The organism is Hydrogenophaga sp. (assembly GCF_028698005.1).
GTDB lineage: Bacteria > Pseudomonadota > Gammaproteobacteria > Burkholderiales > Burkholderiaceae_C > Hydrogenophaga.
The window spans coordinates 1-16,234 of the sequence record NZ_JAQVEJ010000055.1; the positions used below are offsets into that span (position 1 = coordinate 1).

Here is a 16,234-nt window from a genome sequence, read left to right on the forward strand (position 1 = left end):
GAGGCGGGCGACAGCTACCGTGTGATTCCCTGGCAGATGGGCGTGGTGGCCAAGCTGCTGCGCCTGCTGCCCAATCCGCTGTTCGATCGTCTGTTGCAGGGGCGGCCTCGCAAGCACCGCCAGACCGATGGCGTCTGAGCCGCAGCCGGGTGCAGCGGTTCTCCTGTGGCGTGCCAGCAGCGGTCCGACGCCCATAGGCCACACATGCTGGTTATCCATGATTCTGTTCGAATGAATTTACGAGTAGTTTCGAATATATGCACTTAAATACCAAAATCCGGGAAGGATCCTTCGAACTGACGTCGTGCTCGCGCAGGCTGCAGCGGTGGTGTGTGGCGCTGGCCTCCTGCATCACCCTGGCGGCACAGGCGCAGACAGGCCCCGGGGCCAGCAACGTGCAGGAACTGCAGGTGCAACTGTGGGCGGCCAGTTGCATGGCCTGTCACGGCCCGCAGGGGCGTGCCGAGGGCACAGGGCTGACCATCGGCGGGCGTGATGCCAACGAACTGCTGGGCCGCTTGCTGGCCTACAAGCTGGGCCAGCGGCCATCAACCATCATGTCGCAGCACGCGAAAGGTTACAGCGACGACGAGCTGGCCAGCATCGCTGCGTATTTCGCATCCCTGAAGTAAATGGACGGAGTACGCATGTCCGGATTGCAACGACGCCAGTTTCTGGGTGCCGGGGTGGCAACCGCTGCCAGTGTGATGCCGCTGAGGCTGTCCGCCCAGACCGGCGAGCGGGTGGTTGTCATCGGTGGTGGGTTTGGCGGCGCAACGGCCGCTCGCTACCTGCGTCAGTTCAACCCGGCGCTGAACATCACCCTGGTGGAGCCGGCCAGCGAGTTCATCATGTGCCCGATGAGCAACCGGGTCATCCACGGCGGGCTGCAGCTGCGCGACATCAGCCGGCCGTACTCGCGTTTTGTTGAAAAACACCGGCTGCAGTGGATCAAGGCGCGCGCGCAGGCCATCGACACCGAACGGCGCGAGGTGGTCATTGCCGGGAGCGACCAGCGCCTGCCCTATGACCGTCTCATCGTGTCGCCGGGCGTGGACTACGTGTACGACGGTATCGAGGGCCTGACGTCGGCGGCACAGCAGGCCCGCGTGCCGCACGCCTGGAAGGCGGGCGAGCAGACACAGTTGCTGCGCAACCAGTTGCAGGCCATGCCCGATGGCGGCGTGGTGGTGATGACCATCCCGAAGGTGCCCTACCGCTGCCCGCCGGGGCCGTATGAGCGCGCCAGCCTGATCGGCTATTACCTGAAGCTGCGCAAACCCGGGTCCAAGCTGCTGGTGTTCGATGCCAACCCCGAGATTCAGGCCAAGAAGGGCCTGTTCGAGGCGGTCTGGAAAAACCGTTATGCGGGCCAGATCGAGTACGTGCCGAATGCCGATCTCAAGGCGGTCGACGCCGCCGCTGGCGTGCTCGAGTTCGACATGCAGGGGAAGGTGCGCGGGAATGTGCTCAACGTCATTCCGCCGCAGCGCGCGGGGGCGATCGCGCGTGACAGCGGCCTGGCCAATGTGGGCGGGCGCTGGTGCGGGGTGGACTTCCTCAGCTACGAGTCGCAGGTGGCCGAGCGGGTGCATGTGCTGGGCGACTCGATCGCCGGTGCGCCGGGCATGCCCAAGTCGGGGCACATGGCGAACCAGGAAGGCAAGGTTTGCGCGGGTGCCATTGCCGCGCTGAGCCGGGGCTGGCCGGTGCCGGACAAGCCCATCATTGCCAACACCTGCTACAGCTTCGTGTCGCAGACCGAGGTCATCCATGTGGCATCGGTCTACCGTTACGACGCGGGGAAAAAGACGATGGTGCCGGCGCAGGGGGCCGGCGGCCTGTCGGATACGCCCAATGTGACCGAGGGCATCTACGCCATGGCCTGGGCGAGCAACATTCTCAGTGACACGATGGGCTGAGTATGGCCCGGATGGCATCGCCGCCGCAGGCGGCGGCCAGCAAAAAAGGCTGGTGCATGCCTGCGCCAGCCTTCTTCAGGGGATGCCCTCAAACGAGGGCCGACCGTTCACCGCATGGGTCCTGACCGATCAGCCGCTGCGGGCTGTCAACAGGACCGTCGGGGGATCGATCAGTAGCCGCCGCGGCCACCGCCGCCGTCACGGCGGCCACCGCCACCGTAGGGGCTGCGGAAACCGCCGTCCATACCGCCGCCGAAGCCGCCTTCACGACGACCGCCGCCGAAGCCGCCGGTGCGCGGGGGACGCGGCTCCATCGGACGCGCCTCGTTGACCACCAGGCTGCGGCCGCCCAGCGATTGGCCGTTCATGCCCTCGATGGCCGATTGGGCTTCTGCATCGCTGCCCATCTCGACGAAACCAAAGCCCTTGGAGCGGCCGGTGTCGCGCTCCATCATGACCTTGGCGCTGCTGACGGCACCGAACGCCGAGAAGGCTTGTTGCAGATCGTCGTCGCGCACCGTGTAAGGCAGGTTGCCGACGTACAGTTTGTTGCCCATGTGAGGGACTCCTAAGGAAACACAGAGAGAAATAGCGATGGAGCCCCGTCAGCACACAAGAAAGCTGTAGCACCCGAAACCGACCGATCACCGAACTTGCCAGCGTTTTTGGACGCTCGCAAAACCATTATGCGCTGAACATCCCGCCGCCAGTGTGTTTTTTTCCGACGAACGGTGGCACTTGCCGCACCGATGCGCTTTTGCAACACATGCGTGCTTCCCGGTATACTGGCCACAGCGCCGATTTGTTCCGGATTGCGGGCGCTTTAGAAATGCCGCTAAAGGGGAGATGCCCGGTCTGCCTCTTGGCGGCACCGGGTTTTTCGTTTTCGGAGCCAGCCAGGGAAATGCCATCGTGATCGCCACGCCCCAAACCTACCGGTTCGACCAGCCCTTGGCGCTGCGCAGCGGCGCGGTACTGCCGGCCTACGAGCTCATGGTCGAGACCTACGGCACGCTCAACGCCGACAAGTCCAATGCGGTGCTGATCTGCCACGCCCTCAATGCCAGCCACCACGTGGCCGGGGTGCACGTGGACGCCAAGGGGCAGGCGATTCCCCGCAGCGAAGGCTGGTGGCACAACATGATCGGGCCGGGCAAGCCGGTGGATACCCGGCGCTGGTTCGTCATCGGCGTCAACAACCTGGGTTCCTGCTTCGGCTCCACTGGCCCGACGCATGTGAACCCGGCCACCGGCCAGCCCTGGGGGGCGGACTTTCCGGTGGTGACGGTGGAGGACTGGGTCGATGCCCAGGCACGCCTGCTCGATGCGATGGGCATCGAGACCCTGGCGGCCGTGATGGGCGGCAGCCTGGGGGGCATGCAGACCCTGAGCTGGACGCTGCAGTACCCCGAGCGTGTGCGGCATGCTGTGGTGGTGGCCAGTGCGCCCAACCTGACGGCCGAGAACATCGCCTTCAATGAGGTGGCGCGTCGCGCCATCGTGACCGACCCGGATTTCCACGGTGGCCATTACCTGCGCCATGGCACCCTGCCGAGGCGTGGCTTGCGCATCGCGCGCATGATCGGCCACATCACCTACCTGAGCGACGACGTGATGAACGCCAAGTTCGGCCGTGCGCTGCGACCGGCCGACGATGCCGACCCGGCGGCGGTGGCCGAGCTGGCCTACCGCTACAGCACGCAGGACGTGGAGTTCCAGATCGAGAGCTATCTGCGCTACCAGGGCGACAAGTTCAGCGAGTACTTCGACGCCAACACCTACCTGCTGATCACGCGGGCGCTGGACTACTTTGATCCGGCGCGCGAATACGAAGGTGACCTGAGCGCGGCACTGGCGCGCGCGCAGGCCCGCTTTCTGCTGATCAGCTTCAGCACCGACTGGCGCTTTTCACCGGCGCGCAGCCGCGAGATCGTCAAGGCACTGCTCGACAACGGGCGTGATGTGAGCTACGCCGAAATCGATGCGCCGCACGGACACGATGCCTTCCTGCTCGACGATGCGCGTTACCACGCCGCGGTGCGGGCGTACTTCGAACAAACGGTGGCGCGCGTCGCGGAGGTGGCCAATGGCTGAGCAAAGCGTGATGGACAGCGTGGCGCGTCTGGTGCCCCCGGGGTCGCGGGTGCTGGACCTCGGTTGCGGCGACGGCGCCCTGATGGCGCATCTGCAGGCCATGCGCGGCTGTACCGGCTACGGGGTCGAGATCGACGATGCCAAGGTGCAGGCCTGCCTGCGGCGTGGCGTGAACGTGCTGCAGCTCAACCTGGAGGACGGGTTGACCATGTTCGGTGACAACAGCTTCGATGTGGTGCTGCAGATCGATACGCTGCAGCATTTGCGCAATGCCGAAACCATGCTGCGCGAGACGGCGCGTGTGGGCCGCATCGGCATCATCGCCTTTCCCAACTTCGCGCATTGGCCCAACCGGCTGAATGTGCTGCGCGGCCGCATGCCCGTGACCAAGCGCTTGCCCTACCAGTGGTACGACACACCCAATATCCGGGTCGGCACCTACGCCGATTTCGAGGTGCTGGCGCGCAGTTGCGGTTTGCGCGTGGAGGACAGCTTTGGCCTGAGCGATGGCGAGGTGATTCGCCGTTGGCCCAATCTGCTGGCGAACACCGCCGTGTTCAAAGTATCGAGCTGAGCCCGAGACCGGCCGGACCGGACTGCCCAAACACGGCCAGTCTGCCTATACTGGTCTCTTTGCCCCTTGTCCGCGCACGCAAAGAGGCCACCCGATGAATGCCCGTCTGCCTGCCCAGGCCCTGGCCCTGGAGCCCTCCGCCACCCAGAAGCTGATCGACAGCGCCTGGCGTGAACGCATCGTTCCCGAGCTGGTCCGCTATATCGAGGTACCGGCCAAGTCGCCGGCCTTCGACGCCGACTGGGTTGCGCACGGTCTGCTCGAGCGCGTGCTGCAGTCGGCCGCCGACTGGGTGCGTGCGCAGCAGGTACCGGGCCTGACGCTGGAGATCGTGCGCCTGAACGATGCCAGCGGCCGGCCGCGCACACCGGTGCTGTTCTTCGAGGTGCCGGCCAGTGAAGGCGTGGGCGCAGCGGCGGAGCGTGGGGGCGACGATCCCGCCGCCGGGCCGCCCCCAGGCGGGATCAGCCCCCTCGGGGGGCAGCGACCCGCGTCAGCGGCGGAGCGTGGGGGCCCTTGTTCTTCGGGTCAGACGGTGCTGATGTACGGCCACCTGGACAAGCAGCCCGAGTTCAACGGCTGGCGCAGTGACCTCGGTCCCTGGACGCCCAAGATCGAGGATGGCCGGCTCTACGGGCGCGGCGGCGCCGACGATGGCTACGCGGTCTATGCCAGCATCGCCGCCATCCAGGCCCTCAAGGCCCAGGGCGTGGCGCACCCGCGCATCGTCGGCCTGATCGAGACTTCGGAGGAAAGTGGCTCGGTCGATCTGATGCCGTACGTGGACGCCCTGCGCCCGCGCCTGGGCGACGTCGGCCTGGTGATCTGCCTGGACAGCGGCGCCGGCAACTACGACCAGCTCTGGCTCACCACCAGCCTGCGCGGCATGGCCAGCGGCACCCTCAAGGTCGAGGTGCTGACCGAGGGCATCCACTCGGGCGATGCCTCGGGTCTGGTGCCCTCGAGCTTCCGCATCATGCGCCAGGTGCTCGACCGCCTGGAAGACAGCGCCACCGGCCGTCTGCTGCCGGCCAGCTTCCATTGCGAGGTACCGGCCGAGCGCCTCGCGCAGGCACGTGCCACCGCCGCCATCCTGGGCGACGAGCTCTACAAGCGCTTTCCGTGGGCGCACCACGACTGCGGCGGCAGCACGCTGTTCGCGTTGCCCACCACCACCGATCCGGTCGAGGCCCTGCTCAACCGCACCTGGCGACCGACGCTGAGCGTCACCGGCGCGGAGGGCTTCCCCGCGCTCCGGGATGCCGGCAATGTGCTGCGTCCCTACAGCGCTTTCAAGCTCAGCCTGCGCCTGCCGCCGCTGGTGGACGCATCGCAGGCGGTGCAGCAGCTCAAGGCCCTGCTGGAGGACAACGCGCCATACCAGGCCAAGGTCACCTTCGAGGGCGAGGGGGCCGCCAGCGGCTGGAATGCACCGGCCGCCACGCCCTGGTTCGAGCAGGCGCTGCAGGATGCTTCGCAGGCGCATTTCGGCGCCGGTTGCGGCACCATTGGCCAGGGCGGCACCATCCCGTTGATGAACCTGCTGAGCCAGGGTTTTCCCACGGCGCAGATGATGGTCTGCGGCGTGCTCGGGCCCAAGAGCAATGCGCACGGGCCCAACGAGTTCCTGCACCTGGACTATGCGCGCCGGCTCACGGCCTGTGTGGCCCAGGTGATCGCGCGCATGCCCTGACAGCCGGCGTGGTACTGCATGAGCGACACCATCCAGGCGCCTTTCACGCTGCGCGACGGGCTGAACATCGCGCTGTACGACTGGCCGTTGCCCAGGCGCCAGCGTCCGCTGGCCGTGGTGCTGATCGTCCACGGTCTGGGTGAGCACGCCTGGCGCTACGATCCACTGGCCCAGCGTCTGAACGAATGGGGCTTCATCGTGCGCGCCTACGACCAGCGTGGCCACGGGGAATCCGGTGGCAAGCCTGGTACCTTGTCGGACGACGACGACCTGCTGGAAGACCTGGCCGAAGTGGTGGACGACACCCGGCGCCACCTGGCCCAGCCGTGGTCCTGCCCGCTGATTCTGCTCGGGCACAGCATGGGCGGTCTGGTTTGCGCGGCTTTCGTGCAACAGAACAGGGCGCCGGTCGATGCCCTGGTGCTGTCCTCGCCCGCGCTCGATGCCGGCCTGGGGCGGGTGAAAAAGGGGTTGATCGGCCTGCTGTACCGCTGGGCGCCCGATTGGACGCTGGGCAATGGGCTGGATCCGTCCCGCATTTCGCACGACCCGGCCGTGGTGCAGGCCTACCGTGACGATGTCCGGGTCCACGACCGCATTTCCGCCCGGCTGGCGCGTTTCATTGCCCTGCGGGGTCCCGAGGTGCTGGCGGCGGCGCCGCGCTGGCCGGTGCCGACGCTGCTCCTGTATGCGGGCGACGACCACCTGGTCAACCCGCAGGGCAGCCGCGATTTCGCTGCGGCGGCGCCGCGTGCGCGCGTGGCCAGCCGCTGCTTTGACGGCCTGTACCACGAAATCTTCAACGAAAGCGACCCGTCGCCGGTTTACGGCGCGCTGCGCGCCTGGCTGGGCCAGCAGGTGCGATCCGGGCGGGGCTGAGCAGCCACGGCCCGGGCACCACCGGCACTCACCCGGTGGCGCACCGGCTCAGGCCGCCCGTGCCGCCTCGCGTCGACGCCATGCCAGCCAGACCAGGGCCAGACCGGTCAGCACCACGGGCGCCAGCGAGCCGATGTTCAGCAGCGTCCAGCCCTGCGTGGTGACCAGGGCGCCGGAGGCGAACGAGGTGACGGCCATGGTGGCGAACACGAAGAAATTGATGGCCGCCTGTGCGCGGTCTTTTTCCTCCGGCCGCCAGGCCTGCAGCGACAGGGTGGTGCTGCCGGTGAACAGGAAGTTCCAGCCCACGCCGAGCAGGAACAGCGCGATCAGGAACTGGTGCAGCTCGACACCCGAGAGGGCGATGCCGATGCAGGCCAGGTTCAGCAGCACGCCCGCGCCCATGATGGGAAGCACACCGAAGCGCCGGATCAGGTGTCCGGTGAAGAAACCGGGCGCAAACATGCCGATGACGTGCCACTCGAGCACCAGGGCGGCGTCGTCGAACGCAAAGCCGCACACATCCATGGCCAGCGGCGTGGCGGCCATCAGCAGGTTCATCACCCCGTAGCCCAGCGCCGCCCCGGCGGTGGCCACGATGAAGACCGGCTGCCGCATGATGACCGCCAGCGGCCGGCCCGTATCGGCGCCGCTGCGGCGCGCCGGTACCGGCGGAAAACGGATGAACGCCATCACCACCATCGAGATCACGGCAATCGCGGCCAGTGCCAGGTAGGCGCCGGCAAACGGCACCTCGAACAGGTTGCGCGTGCGGCTGGCCAGGTTGGGGCCCAGCACCGCGCCCACCAGGCCGCCGGCCAGCACCAGCGACACGGCCTTCTCGCGGAAATCCGGCGCCGCCAGCTCGGCCGCGGCAAAGCGGTAAAGCTGGCCATTGGCGCTGTAGTAGCCGGCGATCAGCGTGGCGGTCACCAACCACCAGAACTGCTGTGTGAAGGCGGCCCAGGCGCACAGCAGCGCCGAGGCCAGCGCGACGAGCAGGCCGATCTGGAATGAGCCCTGGCGGCCGAAGGCGCTTTGCGTGCGCGCCACCAGCGGTGTGGCCAGCGCACCGCCGACCACGTAACCCATCACCGGCAGCGTGGCCATCCAGCCCTTCGGTGCCAGCGACAGGCCGACCAGTCCGTTGATGGCGATGAACACCACGTTGTTGGTCAGGAACAGCCCTTGCGCGATGGCCAGCAGCCAGAGATTCTTTTTCATAAGTCGTCGTTTATACACGGATCGACGGATCCCGCGCCGTTATAGTGCGGAGCAGGTGCACGCAGTCACGGGCACCGTGGCATGAGGAGGTTCCGATGAATGAAACCGACGGCGTGGTGGTCCAGGATGAGGCCAATCGCAAGCTGACACACGTGATCTACGCGCTGTACGCGGCGTCCATTCTGGTGGGGATCACCTGCCTGGTGGCGATCATCATCAATTACGTCAAGCGTGACGATGTCGCGGGCACCTGGCTGGAAAGCCACTTCCGCTGGCAGATCCGCACCTTCTGGTTTTCGCTGCTCTGGGGGGTGCTGGGCGCGTTGACGCTGATCTTCGGGGTGGGCCTGTTCATCCTGCTGGCCGGCTTCGTCTGGTTTGTCTACCGCATCGTCAAGGGCTGGCTGTTCCTCAACGACGGCAAGCCCATGCCGATGCCGGCGGCTTGAACGGGGGCTCAACCCAGCGCCAGCACCAGGGCCGCGAGCGCGGCGGTTTCGGCGCGCAGCACGCGTGAACCCAGGCTCACCGGCTGCCAGCCGGCGTCCAGTGCCCTGGTTTCTTCCCGTTCACTGAGTCCGCCTTCGGGGCCACTGAGGAAGCTCAGCGAGGCGTCGGCCGGCAGGGTGCCGAGCACGGTGGACAGGGGGATGTGCCCCGGGGCCAGTGACAGGACGAAGCGCTGGTCGGTGGCTGCTGGCGCCTTGAGCATCGCCTCGATGTCGGCGACGGGGGCAATGACCGGCACCCGGTTGCCGCCGCACTGCTCACAGGCGGCCACGGCCACCTGCTGCCAGTGCTGCTGCTTTTTCGCGGCACGCTCGCCCGCCAGGCGCAGCACGCTGCGTTCGGTGTGCAGGGGCTGGATGGCCGCCACGCCCAGCTCGGTCGCCTTTTCCACCAGCCAGTCCATGCGGTCGTTGGCCGGCATGCCCACGAACAGGTGCACGCGCCGGGCCGGTTCGCGCTCCGTGGCCTCGTGCGCACCGATCCGCACCAGCACCTCCTGCCGTCCCATGCGCACGATGGTGGCCTGCCATTGACCGCCGTCGCCGTTGAACAGGGTCAGCGCGGCGCCGGGCTGCAGGCGCAATACCTGCACATGGCGCGCCGCCGCCGGCGGCAGCGCCAGCTCGGCGCCGGCGGTCAGCGGAGCGGGGCAGAAGATGCGGGGCATGGCACCCTCAGACGCGGCCGAAGGCCCAGCCACTGGCCGCCTGCAGGCCCTCGACCTCGTCGATCAGGCGCAGCAGCGGCGTCAGTTCGCGGTAGCGGTGCGCGGTGGCGCGGAGGTAGGCGATGAAGCGCGGCGTGTCGGCCAGGTACTTCGGCTTGCCGTCGCGCAGCGTCAGGCGCGCGAAGATGCCGGCGACCTTCAGGTGCCGCTGCAGCCCCATCCACTCGACCGCCCGGTAAAAGGCGCCGAAGTCGCTGTGCCAGTCCTCGAAGTCCATCAGCCCGGCCTTGCGCGCCTTCTCCCAGTAGCGGACCGTGATGTCGATGACGAAGTCCTCCTCCCAGCTCAGGAAGGCGTCGCGCATCAGGCTGGCGATGTCGTACGTCACGGGGCCGTACACCGCGTCCTGGAAGTCGAGCACGCCCAGGGGCTCGTCCGGCGTGCGGCCGCACATCAGGTTGCGCGGCATGAAGTCGCGGTGCACGTACACCGCCGGCGCGCGCAGGTTGTGCGCCACGATGGCGTCGAAGCTGCGCTGCAGCGTCTGGGCCGCCGCCCCCTCGACCGCGATGCCGCGGTGCCGGGCCAGGTACCAGTCCGGGAACAGTTGCAGCTCGCGACGCAGCAGGGCTTCGTCGTAAGGCGGCAGCACGCCGGGGCGCGATGCCGTCTGCCACCGGATCAGGGTGTCCACGGCCTGCAGGTACAGCGCCTGGTTGGCCTGCGGCTGTGCGGGGTCGATGCGCGCCATCATGGTGTCCTGGCCGAGGTCGGTCAGCAGCATGAAGCCCTGGGCCTCGTCCCAGGCCAGCACCTCGGGGACGTGCAGGCCGGCCTCGCGCATCAGGCCCGCCACGTGGACAAAGGGCCGGCAGTTCTCCTTGTCCGGCGGGGCGTCCATGATGATGCGGGCATCGCCACCGGCCGTGTCCACCCGCAGGTAACGCCGGAAGCTGGCGTCGGCCGAGGCCGGCCGAACGCTGGCCGGTACCAGCCGGTGCGTGGTGCGCAGGCTTTCCAGCCACTGTGCAAAGGCCCGCTCGCGGGCGGTGTCGGTCCAGGTGACCGGGGGCGTGGACGGGGTCATGGCGGGGGGACGGCCGGGCTGCAGATTCGGCCGCTTCGTGGGCGGCCCGGCATCATAGGATAATGGCCCGGATTCTACTGGTGTGTCGGCGGCCGGCTGCCGCCGCTGGCGCATCGGGCGATCACCCTGTCCGCTTGCGGGCGCGCCCGACGATCCGGCCGTCCTTGACCCTCACAGACCCGATCACCGTGACCCAAGAACCGAAACCGCCCCAGCGTCAGTGCCGCGTCCTGGCCACCCGTCAACCCGAGCCCACCCCGATCGCGCATGCGTTGCAGGCGCTGGCTGCGGGCATGGTGCTGTCCGCGCTGGCCGTCCCGACGACCGTCAGCGCCCAAACCGTCGGCACCGCGGCCGAGGGTGGTGTTGGCCTCAAGGGCAGCGGCATGTTGCGCGAGGAACTGCCGCAGGAGGCGCGTCGGCAGACACCGAGCTTTGTGTTCGGTGACGAGATCGAAGGCCAGAACGACGGCAAGATCACCATCAGGGGCCGTGCCGAGTTGCGTCGGCACGATACCTCGATCCGCGCCGACCTCATCGAGCACGATCAGTCCACCGGCGACAGCAAGGCCGAGGGTGGTGTACGGATCCGGCGCGAAGGGGATTTGTTCGAAGGGCCCTACCTCGAGCTGAACACCATCACCGACAAGGGGTACTTCGACCAGCCGGAATATGTACTGCTGGAAAACGAGGGCAAGGGAGACGCCACGCGGGTGGACTTCATCGACAAGGACCACTACGAGGTGCATAACGGCCGCTACTCGACTTGCCCCCGGCCGCCGGGGCAGCGTTGGGAGCCCGACTGGCTGGTGCGCGGCAAACGCATCGACCTGGACCAGGTGGAAAAAGTCGGCACGGCGTATACGGGTGTCCTGGAGTTCAAGGGGGTGCCCATCCTGGCCGCGCCGATTCTGAGCTTTCCGTTGTCGGACGAACGCAAGTCGGGGTTTCTGCCGCCCTCGGCCGGTGTCGACTCGACCAACGGGTTCGAGGTCAAGGCGCCGTACTACTTCAACCTGGCACCGAACTACGACCTGACCCTCACGCCGACCTTGATGGCCAAGCGGGGTGTCGAACTGGAAGGCTTGTTCCGCTACCTGCAGCCCAGCTATACCGGTGCCGCCAAGCTGGCGCTGATGCCGTCCGACCGCTTGCGCGACGAAACCCGCTGGTTCTACTCGCACCAGCACGTGCAGGGGCTGTCCACCCCCATCGGAGGGATTCGGCTCAACCTCAACCTCAACCACGTCAGCGACGACGCCTACTGGAAGGATTTCGACCGCTTCAACAGCGAAAGCCGCTGGTCGCGGCTGCTGCCCAGCAGTGCCAGCCTGTCCTGGAGCCGTGGCCACTGGGGTGTGGGCGTGGGGGCCGCGACCTACCAGACGCTGCAGGATCCTGCGTCCTTCATCACGCCGCCATACGACCAGTTGCCCTTCGTCAAGCTGGGCTACGGCCGCGGCGACTTGGAGTTGTTCGGGCTGTCCGACTGGGAGTTCCAGTTCGGCTCGGCCGGGGCGCGGTTCCGGCGCTCGTTCACCAATCCTGCCGGGACGCGCGTGGTCAACGAGGGCGATCGCCTGGTGGGTGTGACCACGCTGACGCGGCGCTGGCAGGCCCCGGGCTGGTTCGTGCAGCCCCGTGCCAAGCTGAACGTGGCGCAATACCGGTTCGACAACAGCGCCGGTACGCAACAGACGCGCTCTCGTGCCATCCCCACGCTCAGCGTGGACAGCGGCCTGATCTTCGAACGTGACGCCAGCATGTTCGGCCGCGGCTTCACCCAGACGCTGGAGCCGCGCGCCTTTTTCACCTACACGCCGTTCCGCGACCAGAGTGCGTTGCCCAACTTCGATTCGGCCGCGCTGGACTTCAACATGATGTCGATGTTCTACGACGACATCTACAGCGGCAACGACCGCGTCGCCGACCTCAAGGCCATGGCGCTGGGTCTCAGCTCGCGACTGATCGACGACCGCGACGGTGCCGAGATCGTGCGCGTGGGCCTGGCGCAGCGCTACTACTTCGATGATATCGAAGTCACGTTGCCGGGCCGCTCCGTGATTCCGAAGGGCCTGAGCGACATGCTGCTGGCGGCCCGTGTCCAGTGGACCCGGGACTGGTCACTGGACACGAACATCCAGTTCAACCACGAAACCCGCGAATCCTCGCGCAAGACCATCGGCATGCGCTACACGCCGGGCGACTACCGGGTGCTCAGCCTCGCCTATCGCGTGCAGCGCAACGTGAGCGAGCAGGTCGATATCGGCTGGCAGTGGCCCTTGTCGAACCTGTTGGGCTCTCTGCCCGAGCGGGTCAATGGCAAGGCCTTTGGCCCTGGCCAGTGGTACTCCGTCGGGCGGGTCAACTATGGCGTGACCGACAAGAAGCCGCTCGAGATCATTGCCGGTTTCGAGTACGACGCCGGCTGCTGGCTCGGGCGCGTCGTGCTGGAGCGCCGCCAGACCAGCTCGACCACCGACAACAAGCGCATCATGTTCCAGTTGGAGTTCCCCGGCTTTGCCAGTCTCGGGGGCAGTGCCCTGCAGACCCTGGGCGCCAGCATCCCCCGCTACAAGGCCTTGCGCGATGGCGAGATCGTGCCCAGCCGCTTTGAAAACTATGACTGATATGAGGCTTCCCCCTGCGCGGCTGCGCCGCGTTCCTTCGCGGTGGCGTGCCGCGGCGTTTGTGGCCGGGCTGTGGCTGGCGGGGTCGGTGTGGGCGCAGGTCCAACTCCCGCGGGGCGGCGGAGCGCTGTCCTTGCCGATGCCGGCGGCCAGCAGCGGTGGTGCGACATCGGTGCGCACGGCCGATTTCATCGTGGCGCTGGTCAATTCCGAGCCCATCACCAACAACGAGGTGCGCCAGCGCATGCTCCAGATCCGGCAGCAGTTCGCCCAGCAGGGTGCGGCGCTGCCGCCGCCGGCGCAGTTGGCCCGGGAGGTGCTGGAACAGCTGATCAATGAGCGTGCGCAGATCCAGCAGGCGCGCGACACCGGTATCCGGGTCGACGAGGCGACGCTGCAGGACGCCGAGCGGACCATCGCGGCGCAGAACCAGATGAGCCTGGAGGATTTCCGCCGCCGTCTGGCTGCCGAGGGCATCGACCACAACCGGCTGCGCACCGAGCTGAGCAATCAGATCCTGTTGCAGCGGGTGCATGAGCGCGAGGTCGATGCCCGGGTACGCATCACCGAGGCCGACATCGACGCCTACATCCATGAGCAGACCGGTGGCACCGAGGCCAATCTGCTGCTGGATCTGTCGCACATCCTGGTGCTGGTGCCCGAGAATGCCTCCGCCGCCCAGATCCAGGCATTGGAAGCCCGTGCCCGTCAGGCGGCCGACAAGGCGCGTGCCGGGGCCGATTTTGCCGCGCTGGCCCGTGAGTATTCCGATGCGCCGGAGAAAACCGAGGGTGGGCGTTTCGGTGTCCGGCCCGCCAACCGGCTGCCCGAGCTGTTCGTGCAGGTCACGCGTGACCTGCCCAAGGGCGGCATTGTCGGGCCGGTGCGAAGCCCGGCGGGTTTCCACGTGCTGCGCCTCAACGACAAGGGACAGGCGGGGTTGCCGGCGGCCACCGTCGTGCAGACCCGCGCGCGCCACATCCTGCTGCGCACGGGACCGGCCTTGAGCGAGGCCGATGCCGTGGCCCGTCTGGCGCGCATGCGTGCCGACATCCTGGCCGGGCGCGCCAGCTTCGAGGAACTGGCCCGTCAGAGCAGTCAGGATGGCTCGGCCGCCGCCGGGGGGGACCTGGGCTGGGCGGCGCCCGGGCAGTTCGTGCCCGAGTTTGAACAGGTCATGAACCGCCTGGGGCCGGGCGATCTGTCCGCACCCACGGTGTCCCGCTTCGGTGTGCATCTGATCCGGGTGGACGAGCGGCGTGAAACGCAGGTCAGCCAGCGTGAGCAGCGTGATCAGATCCGTGCCATGCTGCGCGAGCGCAAGGCCGCCGAGGCGCTGGACCGCTGGGGCGAGGATGTCCGCGGCCGCGCCTTCGTCGAGTACCGCGACCCGCCGCAACCTTGAACGCTCACCATTGCCCAGGCGGGCCGACCTCATGAAACAGCACCGGGCCCGCAAACGTTTCGGGCAGCACTTTCTCAGCGACAGTGCCATCATCGACGCCATCGTGCGCGAGATCGATCCGCGCCCCGGTGATCCCATGGTCGAGATCGGCCCTGGCCTGGCGGCGCTGACGCAGCCGCTGGTCGAGCGGCTTGGCCGCCTCACCGTGATCGAGCTGGACCGCGATCTGGCCGCCCGTCTGCGCGCGCACCCGCAACTGGACGTGGTCGAGTCCGATGTGCTGCGCGTGGACTTCACCGCCCTCGCACAGCGCCTGGGTGCGGAGGCGAAGGATTCAGCGCCGGGCAGCCTGCGCATCGTCGGCAACCTGCCGTACAACATCTCCTCACCGATCCTGTTCCATCTGCTGGACCACGTGGACGTCGTGGCCGACCAGCACTTCATGCTGCAGAAAGAGGTGATCGACCGCATGGTGGCGCGGCCCGCGACGGCCGACTACGGGCGGCTGTCGGTGATGCTGCAGTGGCGTTACGCGATGGAGAACGTGCTGTTCGTGCCGCCCGAGTGCTTCGACCCACCCCCCAGGGTGGACAGCGCGGTGGTGCGCATGCAGCCACTGGCCGATCCGCCGGCCATCGACCGGGCGCTGTTCGGCGAGCTGGTGCAGGTCGCCTTCAGTCAGCGCCGCAAGATCCTGCGCCACACGCTGGGGCGCTGGCTTGAGCAACGGGGCTTTGCTGGCAGCGTCGATCTGCAGCGCCGTGCCGAGGAGGTGCCCGTGGCCGAGTACGTGGCGCTGGCGCAGGCGGTGCAGCCGGCCACGCCGTAGCGCGGCCTGGCAAGCCGCGTTCAGTGGCACTCGCGTTCGAACACCGGCTCCACCACCATGGGCGTCCGGCCGACCACGAGATCGTGGACGGGCTTCGTCGCCTGCAGCCCCTTCCAGCCGGCAAAGCGATGACAGGGTGCCGCCTTGGCCACCAGACGCAGCGACGTGCCCGGAAAACTCTGCAGTGGCCGGGCCGAATCGTGGTCACCGGAGAGGGTGAAACCATTGATTTCGAGGTGACCGGCCTCTTTCGGCACGGCCGGCACCGTCACGGTGACCGGGGCGGGCAGCGACAGCACGTCCCGCAGCTCGTTCAAGGCAAGGGCCGGGCGGTTCCGTGCAAAGTCGCGCAAGCTCTCCACGCTGTGGCGCCAGGCATCGAGGGAGTCGTGTGACTGCCAGCGCGCGATATGGGTGGGGACTTCCGACTCGATTTGTTGCGCGTATTGATCGACGATGCCGATGACCCGTTCCGGGGTGAAGTGGAAGTTGAGCAGGTCCGTGTAGCGACGGATGAAGGCGGCCCTGAACCGGCGGTCGCCCATCAGGAGGCGAAACAGCTCGGTGCTCCACGCCAGGTGCGGCTTGTTCAGGGGGCCGAGTTCGGCCAGGGCGCCCGTGAGCGTCGGGTGGCGCGGCGACTCGAAGGCACGGTCGAAGTCCTGCAGGATCCAGCGCCACTTGGTGTCGCCCATGGGGTCCTGCTTGCGTCGCCAGACC

Annotated in this window: 15 protein-coding genes, 1 pseudogene and 1 riboswitch; of the genes and pseudogenes, 11 read left to right on the plus strand and 5 right to left on the minus strand. The window is 67.6% G+C overall.

What is annotated here, in order from left to right; all coding sequences use genetic code 11:
- The 3 genes and pseudogenes from PHQ87_RS07625 to PHQ87_RS07635 form a co-directional block, all read left to right on the plus strand.
- Positions 1 to 138, plus strand: a pseudogene (locus PHQ87_RS07625) (short-chain dehydrogenase); the annotation flags it as partial.
- Between the two features lie 119 nt (positions 139 to 257).
- Complete coding sequence (locus tag PHQ87_RS07630; RefSeq protein ID WP_300232716.1) at positions 258 to 632, plus strand: class I cytochrome c; 375 nt, start codon at positions 258 to 260, stop codon at positions 630 to 632.
- 15 nt (positions 633 to 647) lie between these two features.
- On the plus strand, positions 648 to 1,922 hold the full coding sequence (locus PHQ87_RS07635) for an NAD(P)/FAD-dependent oxidoreductase (RefSeq protein WP_300232718.1): 1,275 nt from the start codon (positions 648 to 650) through the stop codon (positions 1,920 to 1,922).
- A 170-nt stretch (positions 1,923 to 2,092) separates the two neighbouring features.
- On the opposite strand, the gene PHQ87_RS07640 is transcribed toward PHQ87_RS07635, so the two are convergent.
- Positions 2,093 to 2,479, minus strand: coding sequence for an RNA-binding protein (locus PHQ87_RS07640; RefSeq protein WP_300232720.1), 387 nt, complete (start codon positions 2,477 to 2,479; stop codon positions 2,093 to 2,095).
- 227 nt (positions 2,480 to 2,706) lie between these two features.
- Positions 2,707 to 2,782: riboswitch (SAM riboswitch) on the plus strand.
- A gap of 52 nt (positions 2,783 to 2,834) precedes the next feature.
- Here PHQ87_RS07640 and PHQ87_RS07645 point away from each other — a divergent pair.
- The 4 genes from PHQ87_RS07645 (at position 2,835) to PHQ87_RS07660 (ending at position 7,162) form a co-directional block, all read left to right on the plus strand.
- Positions 2,835 to 4,016 (plus strand): homoserine O-acetyltransferase, encoded by a 1,182-nt coding sequence (locus tag PHQ87_RS07645; protein ID WP_300232722.1) that lies wholly within the window; start codon positions 2,835 to 2,837, stop codon positions 4,014 to 4,016.
- Complete coding sequence (gene metW / locus PHQ87_RS07650) at positions 4,009 to 4,590, plus strand: methionine biosynthesis protein MetW (RefSeq protein ID WP_300232723.1); 582 nt, start codon at positions 4,009 to 4,011, stop codon at positions 4,588 to 4,590. Before PHQ87_RS07645 ends, metW begins: the two co-directional genes overlap by 8 nt.
- Before the next feature lie 94 nt (positions 4,591 to 4,684).
- Positions 4,685 to 6,283 (plus strand): M20/M25/M40 family metallo-hydrolase, encoded by a 1,599-nt coding sequence (locus PHQ87_RS07655; RefSeq protein ID WP_300232725.1) that lies wholly within the window; start codon positions 4,685 to 4,687, stop codon positions 6,281 to 6,283.
- An 18-nt stretch (positions 6,284 to 6,301) separates the two neighbouring features.
- Complete coding sequence (locus tag PHQ87_RS07660) at positions 6,302 to 7,162, plus strand: alpha/beta hydrolase (protein ID WP_300232727.1); 861 nt, start codon at positions 6,302 to 6,304, stop codon at positions 7,160 to 7,162.
- Between the two features lie 48 nt (positions 7,163 to 7,210).
- Here PHQ87_RS07660 and PHQ87_RS07665 read toward each other — a convergent pair whose 3' ends face one another.
- Positions 7,211 to 8,386 (minus strand): MFS transporter, encoded by a 1,176-nt coding sequence (locus PHQ87_RS07665; RefSeq protein WP_300232729.1) that lies wholly within the window; start codon positions 8,384 to 8,386, stop codon positions 7,211 to 7,213.
- 95 nt (positions 8,387 to 8,481) lie between these two features.
- Between PHQ87_RS07665 and PHQ87_RS07670 the strand changes: the two genes are divergently transcribed.
- Positions 8,482 to 8,835, plus strand: a complete 354-nt coding sequence (locus PHQ87_RS07670; RefSeq protein ID WP_300232731.1) for a hypothetical protein — start codon at positions 8,482 to 8,484, stop codon at positions 8,833 to 8,835.
- A gap of 8 nt (positions 8,836 to 8,843) precedes the next feature.
- On the opposite strand, the gene PHQ87_RS07675 is transcribed toward PHQ87_RS07670, so the two are convergent.
- Together PHQ87_RS07675 and PHQ87_RS07680 are read right to left on the minus strand one after the other, a co-directional pair.
- Positions 8,844 to 9,563, minus strand: coding sequence for a 16S rRNA (uracil(1498)-N(3))-methyltransferase (locus PHQ87_RS07675; protein ID WP_300232733.1), 720 nt, complete (start codon positions 9,561 to 9,563; stop codon positions 8,844 to 8,846).
- 7 nt (positions 9,564 to 9,570) lie between these two features.
- Positions 9,571 to 10,650: a phosphotransferase gene (locus PHQ87_RS07680; protein WP_300232735.1), complete on the minus strand. Its 1,080-nt coding sequence runs from the start codon at positions 10,648 to 10,650 to the stop codon at positions 9,571 to 9,573.
- A gap of 188 nt (positions 10,651 to 10,838) precedes the next feature.
- Between PHQ87_RS07680 and PHQ87_RS07685 the strand changes: the two genes are divergently transcribed.
- From PHQ87_RS07685 to rsmA, 3 genes are all read left to right on the plus strand, one after another.
- Positions 10,839 to 13,280, plus strand: a complete 2,442-nt coding sequence (locus PHQ87_RS07685) for an LPS-assembly protein LptD (RefSeq protein WP_300232737.1) — start codon at positions 10,839 to 10,841, stop codon at positions 13,278 to 13,280.
- 139 nt (positions 13,281 to 13,419) lie between these two features.
- Positions 13,420 to 14,685, plus strand: coding sequence for a peptidylprolyl isomerase (locus tag PHQ87_RS07690; RefSeq protein WP_300232743.1), 1,266 nt, complete (start codon positions 13,420 to 13,422; stop codon positions 14,683 to 14,685).
- A gap of 31 nt (positions 14,686 to 14,716) precedes the next feature.
- Positions 14,717 to 15,514 carry a 16S rRNA (adenine(1518)-N(6)/adenine(1519)-N(6))-dimethyltransferase RsmA gene (gene rsmA / locus PHQ87_RS07695; protein WP_300232739.1) on the plus strand — a complete coding sequence of 266 codons (798 nt, stop codon included), beginning with the start codon at positions 14,717 to 14,719 and terminating at the stop codon, positions 15,512 to 15,514.
- Positions 15,515 to 15,534: 20 nt separating this feature from the next.
- On the opposite strand, the gene PHQ87_RS07700 is transcribed toward rsmA, so the two are convergent.
- Positions 15,535 to 16,209, minus strand: a complete 675-nt coding sequence (locus tag PHQ87_RS07700; RefSeq protein WP_300232741.1) for a CotH kinase family protein — start codon at positions 16,207 to 16,209, stop codon at positions 15,535 to 15,537.
- Positions 16,210 to 16,234: the final 25 nt, after the last annotated feature.